Source organism: Staphylococcus sp. FSL W8-1270 (assembly GCF_038007165.1).
GTDB lineage: Bacteria > Bacillota > Bacilli > Staphylococcales > Staphylococcaceae > Staphylococcus > Staphylococcus hominis.
The window spans coordinates 133,192-146,211 of sequence record NZ_JBBOWQ010000001.1; the positions used below are offsets into that span (position 1 = coordinate 133,192).

General features: G+C 33.2%; 13 protein-coding genes and 1 riboswitch. Of the genes, 3 read left to right on the forward strand and 10 right to left on the reverse strand.

Annotation, left to right across the window (positions count from 1 at the left end):
• Positions 1–524: 524 nt before the first annotated feature.
• Entirely contained in the window at positions 525–1,133 is a 609-nt protein-coding gene (locus NSU06_RS00600; RefSeq protein WP_029376753.1) for a stage II sporulation protein M, read from the forward strand.
• A 654-nt stretch (positions 1,134–1,787) separates the two neighbouring features.
• Here NSU06_RS00600 and NSU06_RS00605 read toward each other — a convergent pair.
• Together NSU06_RS00605 and NSU06_RS00610 are read right to left on the reverse strand one after the other, a co-directional pair.
• Entirely contained in the window at positions 1,788–1,970 is a 183-nt protein-coding gene (locus tag NSU06_RS00605) for a hypothetical protein (RefSeq protein ID WP_019835089.1), read from the reverse strand.
• A 258-nt stretch (positions 1,971–2,228) separates the two neighbouring features.
• The gene (locus NSU06_RS00610; protein ID WP_002454655.1) at positions 2,229–2,417 is read right to left on the reverse strand and encodes a hypothetical protein; all 189 of its coding nucleotides are present in this window, start codon (positions 2,415–2,417) and stop codon (positions 2,229–2,231) included.
• A 326-nt stretch (positions 2,418–2,743) separates the two neighbouring features.
• Here NSU06_RS00610 and NSU06_RS00615 point away from each other — a divergent pair, with 326 nt between their 5' ends.
• Positions 2,744–2,908, forward strand: a complete 165-nt coding sequence (locus tag NSU06_RS00615) for a hypothetical protein (protein WP_017174774.1) — start codon at positions 2,744–2,746, stop codon at positions 2,906–2,908.
• A 49-nt stretch (positions 2,909–2,957) separates the two neighbouring features.
• Here NSU06_RS00615 and isaB read toward each other — a convergent pair whose 3' ends face one another.
• The gene (isaB, locus tag NSU06_RS00620) at positions 2,958–3,476 is read right to left on the reverse strand and encodes an immunodominant staphylococcal antigen IsaB family protein (RefSeq protein WP_049416107.1); all 519 of its coding nucleotides are present in this window, start codon (positions 3,474–3,476) and stop codon (positions 2,958–2,960) included.
• A 750-nt stretch (positions 3,477–4,226) separates the two neighbouring features.
• Between isaB and NSU06_RS00625 the strand changes: the two genes are divergently transcribed.
• Positions 4,227–4,361: a hypothetical protein gene (locus NSU06_RS00625; protein ID WP_002449300.1), complete on the forward strand. Its 135-nt coding sequence runs from the start codon at positions 4,227–4,229 to the stop codon at positions 4,359–4,361.
• A 71-nt stretch (positions 4,362–4,432) separates the two neighbouring features.
• On the opposite strand, the gene rarD is transcribed toward NSU06_RS00625, so the two are convergent.
• The 7 genes from rarD to lpdA form a co-directional block, all read right to left on the reverse strand.
• Positions 4,433–5,338 (reverse strand): EamA family transporter RarD, encoded by a 906-nt coding sequence (gene rarD / locus NSU06_RS00630; RefSeq protein WP_049416104.1) that lies wholly within the window; start codon positions 5,336–5,338, stop codon positions 4,433–4,435.
• A 136-nt stretch (positions 5,339–5,474) separates the two neighbouring features.
• A complete protein-coding gene (gene thiC, locus NSU06_RS00635; protein ID WP_017174770.1) occupies positions 5,475–7,217 on the reverse strand; it encodes a phosphomethylpyrimidine synthase ThiC in 1,743 nt (580 codons plus the stop codon).
• A gap of 198 nt (positions 7,218–7,415) precedes the next feature.
• Positions 7,416–7,519: riboswitch (TPP riboswitch) on the reverse strand.
• Positions 7,520–7,707: 188 nt separating this feature from the next.
• On the reverse strand, positions 7,708–7,923 hold the full coding sequence (locus tag NSU06_RS00640) for a zinc ribbon domain-containing protein (RefSeq protein ID WP_017174769.1): 216 nt from the start codon (positions 7,921–7,923) through the stop codon (positions 7,708–7,710).
• A 95-nt stretch (positions 7,924–8,018) separates the two neighbouring features.
• Complete coding sequence (locus NSU06_RS00645) at positions 8,019–9,302, reverse strand: dihydrolipoamide acetyltransferase family protein (RefSeq protein ID WP_131566204.1); 1,284 nt, start codon at positions 9,300–9,302, stop codon at positions 8,019–8,021.
• Positions 9,303–9,316: 14 nt separating this feature from the next.
• A complete protein-coding gene (locus tag NSU06_RS00650; protein ID WP_049416093.1) occupies positions 9,317–10,357 on the reverse strand; it encodes an alpha-ketoacid dehydrogenase subunit beta in 1,041 nt (346 codons plus the stop codon).
• A 69-nt stretch (positions 10,358–10,426) separates the two neighbouring features.
• Entirely contained in the window at positions 10,427–11,380 is a 954-nt protein-coding gene (locus NSU06_RS00655) for a thiamine pyrophosphate-dependent dehydrogenase E1 component subunit alpha (protein ID WP_017174766.1), read from the reverse strand.
• A 41-nt stretch (positions 11,381–11,421) separates the two neighbouring features.
• Positions 11,422–12,774, reverse strand: a complete 1,353-nt coding sequence (gene lpdA, locus NSU06_RS00660; protein WP_131566207.1) for a dihydrolipoyl dehydrogenase — start codon at positions 12,772–12,774, stop codon at positions 11,422–11,424.
• Positions 12,775–13,020 lie beyond the last annotated feature (246 nt).

The following is a 13,020-nucleotide window of genomic DNA, read 5'->3' on the forward strand; positions in this document are numbered from 1 at the left end:
TAATCAATGATTAACTACTCATTCAAAAGACGACAACTTTAAGTCTTTTATATTACAAATTATTCCACCAATTCAATCCGTCTTCACTAAGTAATTTTTCACTTTCTTTAGGTCCATAGCTTCCAGAGTCATAATTAGGAAACTGCGGCTGTTCTTGTTTTCATACATTTACAATATCAACGAGTAATATAAAAATGTTTTCAAAATTCAATTACACTATATTTATATCAATAGCGTTAATATTTGTTAATACTGAAATTTTTGTCATCTACGAACATATTAATATAAATAGAATTATAAAATTTAAAATATGACTCATTTGTCAGTATTGTTTAAAAACAGGAGCTATGTAAAAATGAGTTATATCAAATATTAAAAGATAGATGTCAGTACTTCAAATGTTTATAGAACTTTTAAATAAAATACAATTCAACATATAGGACTCTCTATTATAACGTTATTAATTATCGGGATAAGAAAAACTCATGACACTCGTTTCAAAAAACAAAAAGAAAGGGTTAATCATGCTAAATATTAAAGATCAAAATTATTTTAAAAGAGCAATAAAAATCTTTATATTATCAACAATGTTATTACTAGTAACAATTCCAATCGCTTTATTTTTTCATCCTTCAGAAGAATTTATAAAACAATTAGGATCCAATTCACCTGAAAGCGTTAGTAAAACGCAGGGACTAAAAAAAGTTTGGGGGTTTATACAAAACAATGGCTTTCATGTACCAATACAAATGCTTTTGTTAGCTTTAATACCCATACCATTTTTATATACTCTAAATTTAATAGTATCGCTTATTATTCCTGGCATACTATTCGGTTTTTTCATCCATTTTGATACTTACAAAGGTCTAACTAGCTTAATCGCTTATATACCTCATTACACTTTGGAAATGATGAGTTTTTGTATATTTACTAGTGGTCTTTATATGCTAAATAAATCAATTTTAAGAAAAATAACCAATCTATTCAGAAAAGAAAAAAAGCAAAACTACTCTTTCAAACTAAGTTTAATTAATTTATTAAAAGCATATTTATTCGTCTGTTTACCATTGGTCATTTTAGCAGCATTTACTGAAACATATATAGCTGATATGCTCTTAAATTTAATGAATTAAATACAATCAAAAGAATACAAAATCGCAAAAAGTGAGGTCATTTTATGTTTCTTGAAAAATTAAAATGCAGTCATTGTGAAAAAGAAATCGACAAAAACGAAAATATAGCAATACACACAAATTCAAAAAATCTTAATGGCGTAACAAATCTAAAAAGTTGGGCTAAAAGTCAAAAAGTTTTATGTGAAAAATGTTCAAAATAAAAAAGAGCCCGTGTTTAGGCTCTTTTTTATCAGTACATCAAATATGCTTATTAGTATTTCCATGTCTTTGTTTAACTATTAAATAAACACCATTTATTAAACCCAAAATAGTCCAAGCAACTGATAAATAAATATTATCAAGACTATAAATTGGAGCCATAAAAATTAAAAAGAAAATATTCATAATAAACGAAATACGATGAAATGTACTGAGCTTATTAATATCAAACCTGTTATTTTGAATAATAAATCACCTCTTGATATTTATATTATTTCAAAATTTATGCTTTATTCCAATTGCTTTATTGACGTTGAATCTCCGAACCCATAACAAACCCAAAACTTGTCGAATGGTCGACTTAATAGGTCACGCTATGCCAACATTCGTTTGCAAGTTTAGTTAAGGGTTCTTCTCAACACAAAACAAATCTTCTTGTCATAAATGTGCATTTTATTTTTTACTTTTATTTCCTTTTAAAACATAAGTAAATAAAGTCATAAATATTGCAAAAAACAATGCAGAAATAAGACTTGGATATACATCAAAATCAAGGAGGGGTATCACTAAATCAAGTAGCAAATTTAAAATAAAAAAAGAAACAAAGAAATATACGAAATATAAAACAAATTTCAAAATTAATCTTCCTTTTCCAACAAAACGTTATCACAAACATAATTTTAAATATCCCTTTCGCAGAGTATTTTGATTATGGTTTTTATTATTATGTGATTCTTGTGTCTGTTTCTTATCCTCTCGATTTTCATCAACTAATGTTTATCGACCATGCACTTAATAATATAGTACTAATTAATGCTATACTTAATACTTTTTCATCATTAAAATATCCCAACCTTCTAAGATACTTAACTTCTTAGATGATCTCTTTATTTATCATTTCCAATATTTACTTTTAGAATTATAAATTACAGACGCTATTCCAAAACTGGCTATAATAAAAATGAGTATGTATATAGAAAAGTTATCAGTCTGTATGTAAAATTTAAAAAGAAGAAACAATAAGAAAGCCACGATGAAATACACAGGAATAAATGCTTTTTTCCAAAAGATAGAATCTTTCATGAATATCCTCCTTTAATAATATTTTTTTATCCATATATTAAGGTTAACATTTTATATTAATCTATTTCTAAAACTATTTGTATCATTATATTTTATTCTCATATGTAAAAATTTAGAATATAAATAAGTGTCTTAGGTATGTTTAAATTATAGTTTTAACAAATTATATACGTAGCTTTCTAAATATACTTTTAAAATTTCAGCTATAATAAATAATCGTAATGCCTTTTATCATTATTGTAATTGCACGAAAATGATAGTTGATTGTTATTTTAAATCACGTTATGTTTGAAGCAAGAATTCTAGATATACAAGGAGATCATTACATGAAATTTATTAGTATTGTTTTAGGATTGCTAGTTATCATTTCATGGTTGTTTGTTTTACGAGAGTACCAACATGGACATGAGAAAACAGAAAAAGGAAAGTTAGTCATTATCATTGCTTGTATATTAACTTTCATTATGACATTCATCAATATACTTGATTAACACAAAAAACAGCACCTCGCGATGAGGTGCTGTTCTTTTATATCTTTTATTATGACACAGTAACATGATCCACGTAGCCATCCGTAACATGGAATGTAATATGACCTTTGCCTACTGTGTAACCGTATAGTCCATTTGTTTCATCTGTTTGTTTCTCAGTCAGTGATGGTTGATATTGATAATGATCTCCGTAAACATCTTTTACTTGTTCTAAGCTTACTGTTTTAGGTGCGACCTTAAAATCAATCATTGCTGCTGTGTTGCCTTTGACTTGATTAAATGTTTGGTCGTATACTTTTTTTGTTGATGTACCATGTTGATACTGCTCATTCACTTTAATTCCGTTAAATGTCACATTTCCAGCTTTTAACGCATTATAGAACGTGTGATTTAATACGAATTCGCCACCTGACTTTGTATAACCATGATAATCATAATGATAGCCTTGTGATGTTTGCGTTTGTGCCTGTGCTTCATTTGATACCCCGTTATGCTCAGTTACATTAAACCCTAATACTGTTCCTAAAGTAATACCACCAACGACCATTGCTTTTGCAAATTTCTTCATTATGGATCACTCCTCTTATAGAATTATAATGAACTTCCACCTTTAATATATAATATTACACTCAAATATTCAAATTTTTATAAATTAAAATATAAATTTATTGAAATATAATTAATTGAAAATCCAATTAATTATATAATACTTATAATATTAATCTACTTTTTATTCTTTCATTATTTTTAATTTGTATTCAACACATGTTAGCCTTAAATCATACATATTTTAATTGATAAGGAGAGAACTAATGAAAACAATACGTTATTTCCTATACTTTTTTATCGTTTATTTTATAATCTTTTATTTAGCACAACGACTTTTAAAATTAGATCTAGGTATTGTGCGTTGTTTCATTTCATCTGTTGTTTTCGCTATAATGATGAGTTATTTTGCTTACTTTGCGAAGAAACTTAATAGATAATACCTATGTTTATTTGTCATACTTCTGCTTCATTCTATTAACGGTACTTCTTTCTATATCAGTAGTCATCCTATGAAAAGTTAAAAAACGTCATGACATGGTATCAATTGCTAGAAATGTAAATAATAAAAATAATGAAGAATATGTCGTGCAGATTCTTAGATTTAAAGGAGGTATTGTCTATAATGAAGATCATTGATGTAGCTATGTATCTTGTTTACTCTACAATACCTTTATTAAAATTAACGATGGACATGTTTTTTTATTTTGAAAACGGGAATACTTCACTATACGCTTTAACTACGTAAAACTTAATAAATGGAGGTCATATTATGGCTGGATATAAATCACCAGGACGTAAAATTTCTGAATATATTGGCATTATTGCTATCGTAGCAGTATTTGCTGGCGTTTTTTATAAAAACCTTAAAAATGAAAACCAAACTGGTAACGGTTCTTTAGGCTAATTTAAATATTTTTTATAGATGATAAATAGAGCCATCCTTCACTCATCAAGTAGTGAGGGGTGGCTTGTTTTTTATTCTGGTCTAGGACTACGTTTCATTTTAATATATTGAGAGATACTATAAAGCGCAATACCAATCCAAATAAAGATAAATGTAATGAATTGGTGGATATCGAATTTTTCTTTAAATACGAAGATACCTAGTAAAAAGATAATCGTTGGACTAATGTATTGAATAAATCCTGTCAGTGATAGCGGAATGCGACGAGCGCCCGCTGAGAATAAAATAAGTGGGACAGCTGTTACCGCTCCAGAGAATAAGAGTAAAAATGTACTCATATTCAAACCGACTGATGATTGGTGTGCTTGCCATAAATAAATGATATAAATCAGTCCTGCTGGTGCTGTCACAATACATTCAATCGCAATCCCACTCATTGCTTCAACACGTACCAATTTTTTTAGTAAACCGTAAATCCCAAATGAGAATGCCAACATTAAAGAAATAATTGGAAATTCTCCTATCTTCATTGTCATGTAAATGACGCCAATTACGGCTGATACAATCGCTAACGTTTCAAACTTATTGAAACGCTCTTTTAAGAAAATAAATGCGAGTAAGACACTCACTAATGGATTAATATAATAACCTAAACTGGTTTGTAGCACATGACCATTAGACACTGCCCAAATGAACGTTCCCCAGTTAATCGTAATCACATAACCTGCAATGATAATCGCAACCAGTTGAATCGGATGTGCTACGAGTTGATTGATATCATGTTTAAGCGCTTGTGATTTTTTTAATATAAAAATCATTAGAATCATAAAAACCATCGCAAGGATAATGCGATACGCTAAAATTTCAAATGCGCTAATACCGTGAATGAATCTCCAATAAATAGGTAGAATCCCCCATAATAAATGCGCCCCTAACGCAAATAAAATTCCTTTTTTAAATTCTGCATGATTATCCATGCTAAACCCTCCTAGCAATATTACCCTGGAAATATGTATAACTCTATCGTATCAGTAGTTAAACGAAATGGATATATCTAGAAGAATTTTTAAAAAAAAGGTAGCAATTTATATCGCTACCTCTTTACCAATATCATTAATGATATATTCTATTGCCGCCTTCTCTAAATTCTTCGGCTTTCTCTTTCATGCCTTCAAGTTGTTCTTTGTAGGAATCGCGAATATCATGTGATAAGCGCATTGAACAGAATTTTGGTCCGCACATACTACAGAAATGTGCAATTTTCGCTGATTCTGCTGGTAATGTTTCATCGTGAAATTCTCTCGCTCGATCAGGATCTAACGCGAGGTTGAATTGATCAATCCAACGAAACTCAAAGCGCGCTTTACTAATTGCATCGTCGCGTTCTGTTGCCCCTGGTAAGCCTTTAGATAAATCTGCTGCATGTGCTGCAATTTTATAAGTGACCACACCATCACGTACGTCATCTTTATTTGGTAAACCTAAATGTTCTTTAGGTGTCACGTAACATAACATTGCCGTACCATGACTCGCAATTTGAGCAGCACCAATGGCAGATGTAATATGGTCATATGCTGGTGCAATATCTGTTACAAGAGGTCCTAATGTATAAAATGGTGCTTCTTTACAATAAAAATCTGCTAAATCTTGGTTTTCTTTAATTTTATGCATTGGAATATGCCCTGGACCTTCAATCATAACTTGCACATTATGTTTCCAAGCAATATCCGTTAACTCACCTAACGTTTTCAACTCCGCAAATTGACTTTCATCGTTAGCGTCATAAATTGAACCAGGACGCAAACCATCTCCTAGAGAAATAGCAACATCATATTGACTTAAGATTTCACAAATCTCATCGAAGTGTGTATATAAAAAGCTTTCTTCGTGATGTGCAAGACACCATTGTGCAATAATTGAGCCACCACGAGAAACAATCCCAGTTAAACGATCAACAGTTAATGGAATATAGTGAAGACGTAATCCTGCGTGAATAGTAAAATAATCGACCCCTTGTTCAGCTTGTTCAATTAATGTATCTCTATACGCTTCCCATGTTAAATCTTCTGCCACCCCATTTACTTTTTCTAACGCTTGATAGATGGGCACTGTTCCTACTGGTACAGGTGAGTTACGTAAGAGATACTCACGAGTTGTATGGATATTTTTTCCTGTAGATAAATCCATAATCGTATCTGCACCCCAATGTGTGGCCCAAACTAATTTTTCAATTTCTGCTTCAATAGATGAAGACACAATAGAGTTACCAATGTTCGCGTTGATTTTTACAGAGAAGTTTTTACCAATAATCATTGGTTCAGATTCAGGATGATTGATATTATTAGGAATAATCGCGCGTCCTCTCGCAATTTCTTCCCTTACAAATTCTGGTTCCACTTGTTCTCTAATTGCTACAAATTTCATTTCTTTAGTGATAATCCCTTGTTTAGCGTAGTACATTTGTGTAACTGGTGTATCTTTACTGCCACGTCTTGGTTGATATTCGAATGGATGAGCTACATAGTTTTTATGGCCTTCTTTTGAAAAACCGTTATCAATCGATTGAATACGGCGACCTTCATAATGTTCAACGTCTTCACGTGCTTCAATCCATGCATCGCGAACCTTTGGAAGTCCATGATTGATATCAACCTCATAACTGTCATCATGATAAGGACCTGCTGTATCGTACACTACGACAGGTTCATTTTGAAAACTACGTTGTTCTAATTGGGTATCAGAAAGTTCAATTTCTCGAAATGGTACAAAAATATCACTATCATTACCCTCGCCTTTTTTAAAAATACGTTTACTTGCTGGAAAAGTTCTTTTAAAATTGATTTTTTCTTGCTCCATTGACATTGCCTCCTAAATACTAGAAGGGTCTAAATATCACTGATTATATGATTCATAAAAAAAGCATTCAGCTTAATACTGAATGCATAAGAATAAGTGAATATATACGAAAATATATGTAAGTATCATAATGAAGAAAATGATTCATCGTTAAATTGACCTTTTCATCAAATTATGAAAACATCCATATGTCATTGTAAAGTGACTCACTGGCTTCCCTACGCTAGTATTAACTAGATCAGGTTCAAAGGGTTGGAACATGAAGTTCCTTTCAGCAATATAAAGCACCCCTAGCAGAGATTATTAAATTATAGGTTACTTAACCTATACTTATACAATGACTTAAAATCCCATGAATATCAAGTCAATATATTAAATAATTTTTACAACTTTTAGACATCCGAAAGTCTAACTTCACACAACCCGAAGTCTTACCCTTAAATTAAAAAAACAGCAACCATAAGGGTTACTGCTGTTCCATTCTTTTGTCTTATCCTCCAAAGAACAAATCAATAAAGTCTCTACTTCTGTTTCTATCTTGTTTATAAAATTCGGTATATCCACAATTTTTACAAGTTATCGTCTTAAAATTATTATGTTGTACATCTAAAAATTTAGACAATCCTGACCCTGTTGCAGATAATGTACCTTCTTCTACTTCTGTATGACCACATTTTATACAACCTTGATTTTGGTTTTCTGACATAGTGAATCACTCCTCTATCATATTTGTTGTTAGCTTACATAATACAATAACCCCCAAAATTGAGGGTTATTCATTAACTTGATGTTTCATGTTTTTTATAACATCAATAAATATGGATTTTCAATATATTTTGCAAGTACTTTTAAGAAATCAGCTGCGCCTGCGCCATCTAAGATTTGATGATCGAATGTTAAACTTAATGGGATACGAGAGACTTGTTTTACATTATCTCCTTCAAGAACAAGCTCTTTAGCTAAAGCACCGACACCTAAGATACCTGTTTCACCTAAATTTAAAATTGGTGTGAAGTATTCGATACCACTTGCACCCATATTCGTAATTGTAAATGTAGCGCCACTAAGTTGAACGTCACCTGTATTTCCTTCACGTACTGCTTCAGCTGATGTTTTAATTTCTTTTGCTAAAGTGCCAATACTTTTAGTATCTGCATTATCAATAACTGGCACCATAAGACCATCTTCAAGTGATGTCGCAATACCTAAATGTACATCATCGTATTCTGTTAATTCACCGTTTTCATAACGAGCGTTCATTGCGCCATATTCTTTAAGTGCTAGGACTACTGCTTTAGCTAATAAAGCTGTGACTGTCAATTTTACATCTTGATCTGCATCTTTTAATTCTTCAGATAATCGAGCTTTAAAGTCTAATAAGCGATCTGCATTGACTTTGCGATGTAATGTTAATTGAGCAGTATTATTAAGACTTTGACGCATATTTTGAGCAATACGTTGACGCATTGGGTTTAGACCTTCACCAATGCTAGACACATCGAAGTTTTGCGCCGTTGAAGATGCGCTTTGGTCAGACGTACCCGCTTCACCTTCATAATCATAGCCTTCTGATTCTACACGTTGAATATCTAATTTTGTAATACGATCATTTCCACCTGTCCCTTTGATTCTTGTGATATCAAGGTCCTTATCTTCAGCCATATTACGTGCTAATGGAGAGATAAAGATACGTTCTCGTTGTTCAGGCTTCGCTTCTTTTTCTGTATCTTTTTTATCAGATTGTTCTTCATTTGAAGAAGCTTGTTGATCTTCAGAAGTTGTGTCGTTATCTTTATTCTCTTGGGTAGTTTCTTCAGAATCATCGTCATCGCTTCCTACGTCTTCGCCTTCTTCTCCGATGATACCAAGCACTGCTTTTACTTTTGCATCTTCGCCTGCTTGTACTTTGATTTTTAATAACGTACCACTTGCAGGTGCTTCTACATCATTTGTTAATTTTTCAGAGCTAATTGTGACAATGCTTTCGCCTTCTTCTACTGTATCACCTTCTGATTTAAACCACTCTTCTACAGTACCTTCTTTCATTGTCATACCAAGCTTTGGCATAATAATATTTTCACCCATTGTGATACACCTCCCTACGCGTTAGCCTTTTTTAAGTCATCAACTAATTCAGATGCTACGTCTAATACTTTATCTGCATTTGGAATATATGCCGCTTCTAAGTTAGATGCAAATGGTACTGGTGTATCTGGTGCTGTTACTTTTTTGATTGGTCCATCTAAATAATCGAATCCAATATCACCAATGACAGAAGCGACGTCACCAGCAATGTTACATTGTGGACTTGATTCATCAATAACAATTAAGCGTCCTGTTTTTTTCACTGATTCTAAAACTGTATCTTGATCCCATGGAGACACTGAACGTAAATCGATGACTTCTACTGAAACATTATCTTCTTCAAGTCGGTCAGCTGTTTCTTCAGCCACAGCAACCATTTTACCAATTGCGACAATCGTTAAATCATCACCTTCTCGTGTGACATTGGCTTTACCAATCTCAATCGTATAAGGTTCTTCAGGCACATTACTTTTTTGGCCAAGTAATGTTTTATCTTCTGAAAATACAACTAAGTTATCATCTTGAATCGCTGACATTAATAATCCTTTTGCATCATATGGATTTGATGGTACAACTACTTTAACACCTGGAATTGTTGCGAACATATTATATAGAGATTGAGAGTGTTGTGCTGCCGCACTTGCGCCAGCGCCATGAACGGTACGTACTACTAATGGAATTTTAGCTTTACCACCAAACATATATCTCATTTTTGCACCTTGGTTTAAAATTGGATCTAAACCAAATCCGATAAAGTCGTTAAACATAAGTTCTGCGATGGGACGTAATCCTGTTGCAGCAGCCCCTACAGCTGCACTTAATGTAATATGTTCAGAAATAGGTGTATCGATGACACGTTTACGACTATATTTTTTAGCAAGCCCTTTTGTTACTCCGAACACGCCACCAAATGTATCATCATCTTGAATATGTTCTACTTTTGCGCCACCTGAAACGTCTGTACCAATTAAGATGACATTTTCATCTTTCTCCATAGATTGATCAATCGCTTCATTAATCGCGCCCATAAATGTTAGTTTACGTTCTTCACTCATCGTAAAAACCTCCTCGTCTGGTTAGGTGCGTTCTTATCTATTTCTTCGTTTTAGTGCTTTAAAGGTTTGTTATGCAAAGACATCTTTGTATAGTGAATCTTCATCTGGTAATTCACTTTCGTCCGCAAATTTCACAGCATCTTCTACGGCTTGTTCAGCTGTTTTTTCAATATCGTCTGCTTCTTCTTCAGTTAACCAACCTTCTTCAATCGCTTGTTTTCTGAATTCTACAGTGGCATTTTTATCCGCATTACGATCATTTGGTGATTTAACTTTTTGTTCGTCACCTTCAAAGTGACCATATTTACGATACGTATCACATTCGATTAATGTAGGACCTTCCCCTTTTTTAGCACGTTCTACTGCTTCTTGTGTCGCTTGATAGACTTCTAAAACATTCATGCCATCCACACGTACGCCTGGCATATTATATGCAGAAGCACGTTCAGCAATCGTTTCAGATGCACTTGCATAGTCATGTGTCGTACCTTCAGCGAATTGGTTATTTTCACAGACAAAGATAACTGGTAAGTTTAAAATTGAAGCGAAGTTTAAACCTTCGTGGAATGTGCCTTCATTTGCGGCACCATCACCAAAGAAGCATACGGCAACATTGTCTTTACCTTGATTGATAATTGAAATACTTGCACCAATCGCAAGACCAAAGCCACCGCCTACGATACCATTGGCACCGAGCATCCCTTTGTCAATTTCGGCAACATGCATTGAGCCACCTTTACCATGACCTAAACCATCACGTTTACCCATGATTTCTGCCATCATACCGTTTAAATCGCAACCTTTTGCGATAGCATGTCCATGACCACGGTGTGTACTTGTAATATAATCATCGTCAGTTAGTTGTGACATGACACCTGTGGCAACGGCTTCTTCACCGACATATAAATGTACAAATCCTGGGATTTGACCATCACTAAAAATTTTGTGTACCTTCTCTTCAAAAAATCGAATTTCATTCATTGTTTTATAAATCCAACGTGCTTGTTCTTTTTCCATTTTCATTGTCAATTCCTCCTATCTTTCATAGGGCGTAAGTGTAATAACTACATGTGAATTGCAGAACCAAAGTATGCATCCCCACCTTCGCCAATCGCTTCTAATAATGCGGGATGTGGTTGAATTATTTCGGATAATTCATAGATGGTACCTTCTGACGCTTTTACTCCTAGGACTTCGCCAATTAAGTCTGTCGCATGAGGACCTACCATAAAGGCGCCGAGTATTTCCCCATATGTTTGATCAATAACTAATTTTATAATTCCTTCGTTTTCCTCTTTAATGAGCGCCTTCGCATTACCTTGAAACGCTGATTGTGTGACTTTCACATCATATCCCGCTTCTTTTGCTTGTTCTTCTGATAAGCCAATGGATGCCGCTTCAAGTCGTGTATAAATACAACGTGTAATGTTTTCTTGACGAACAAGTGGTGGGTGTTCTCCAGCAAGTGTTTCTGCTACATGAATACCATGTGCACTTGCAGCATGTGCAAGTTGATAACCTTTGACTAAATCACCAATCGCATAGACATGTTTTTGACTTGTTTGATAATGGTCATCCACTTTAAAGAACTTGCCATCCATCTCTAAATTTAAATCTTTAGCCACTTGTGTATTCGGTTGTCTACCTGTCGCGACAAGTAACGTGTCGAAGCTGACGTCATCTTGACCATCGAGTACAATTTTAGTTTTATCTACTGTTTTAATTTTCGCCTTTGTAATAATGTTAATACCTTGATTTTCTAAATGCGCTTTTAATAACTCACGTGTATCATCAATTTCAGTAAGTAAAATATCATCTGCCACTTCAACAATGGTTACTTTCACGCCAAGATCAGCCATTGATGAAGCGAGTTCTGTTGCGATGACACCACCGCCAATCACTGCTAATTGTTTAGGTAGTTGTTTTAAATCGAAAAATGTATCTGTTGTTTCATAATCGACATTATCTAATCCTTTAATAGGTGGTACAAATGGTTTACTACCTGTCGCTAAAATAATATCTTTACCTTGATACGTTTCATTATTTACTTTTACGTTTAAGTCTTTTGAAATGCTTGCTTCTCCCTCAATATAAGCTACTTTATTTTTCTTTAGTAACTGTTTAACGCCACCCGTAAGTGTTTGTACCACTTTCTTTTTACGTTGTACAAATTTAGGAAAATCGATATTTAATTCTTTCGTCGTCATTCCCCAGTCATTCGCAACTTGAATGCTATGTGCTTTTTCCCCGTGTTCTAATAATGTTTTAGATGGAATGCAACCCACATTTAAACAAGTGCCTCCAGCATTGAATTTTTCGATGACTGCCACCTTTTTACCCAATTGTGCGGCACGAATGGCTGATACATACCCTCCAGGTCCTGCACCAATCACAATCAAATCATATGATTCACTCATGAATGAACGCCTCCTTCCGTAAGAGAACTTTTATCATTTTTAATACAAAGAGATATTTGTAAGCGCTTTCTAATCTCTTCACTTTCATTTTACACTTTATATTTTGAATTTTCAAATTATTTAGTATTTATTGTTTTTTATTTTTTCCATGCAAGTAGACATTAAAAATTTGGTGAAAATTTTAAAATAAAATCTATATAATTCTTATTTGAAATGCGTTATACTTTATTCAATATCACTTTTAAA

What these genes read in the sequence shown, in the direction of transcription:
- NSU06_RS00600 (WP_029376753.1), top strand. Translation starts at nt 525, where the DNA reads ATGCTAAATATTAAAGATCAAAATTATTTTAAAAGAGCAATAAAAATC.
- NSU06_RS00610 (WP_002454655.1), bottom strand. Translation starts at nt 2,417, where the DNA reads ATGAAAGATTCTATCTTTTGGAAAAAAGCATTTATTCCTGTGTATTTC.
- NSU06_RS00615 (WP_017174774.1), top strand. Translation starts at nt 2,744, where the DNA reads ATGAAATTTATTAGTATTGTTTTAGGATTGCTAGTTATCATTTCATGG.
- isaB (WP_049416107.1), bottom strand. Translation starts at nt 3,476, where the DNA reads ATGAAGAAATTTGCAAAAGCAATGGTCGTTGGTGGTATTACTTTAGGA.
- NSU06_RS00625 (WP_002449300.1), top strand. Translation starts at nt 4,227, where the DNA reads ATGGCTGGATATAAATCACCAGGACGTAAAATTTCTGAATATATTGGC.
- rarD (WP_049416104.1), bottom strand. Translation starts at nt 5,338, where the DNA reads ATGGATAATCATGCAGAATTTAAAAAAGGAATTTTATTTGCGTTAGGG.
- thiC (WP_017174770.1), bottom strand. Translation starts at nt 7,217, where the DNA reads ATGGAGCAAGAAAAAATCAATTTTAAAAGAACTTTTCCAGCAAGTAAA.
- NSU06_RS00640 (WP_017174769.1), bottom strand. Translation starts at nt 7,923, where the DNA reads ATGTCAGAAAACCAAAATCAAGGTTGTATAAAATGTGGTCATACAGAA.
- NSU06_RS00645 (WP_131566204.1), bottom strand. Translation starts at nt 9,302, where the DNA reads ATGGGTGAAAATATTATTATGCCAAAGCTTGGTATGACAATGAAAGAA.
- NSU06_RS00650 (WP_049416093.1), bottom strand. Translation starts at nt 10,357, where the DNA reads ATGAGTGAAGAACGTAAACTAACATTTATGGGCGCGATTAATGAAGCG.
- NSU06_RS00655 (WP_017174766.1), bottom strand. Translation starts at nt 11,380, where the DNA reads ATGAAAATGGAAAAAGAACAAGCACGTTGGATTTATAAAACAATGAAT.
- lpdA (WP_131566207.1), bottom strand. Translation starts at nt 12,774, where the DNA reads ATGAGTGAATCATATGATTTGATTGTGATTGGTGCAGGACCTGGAGGG.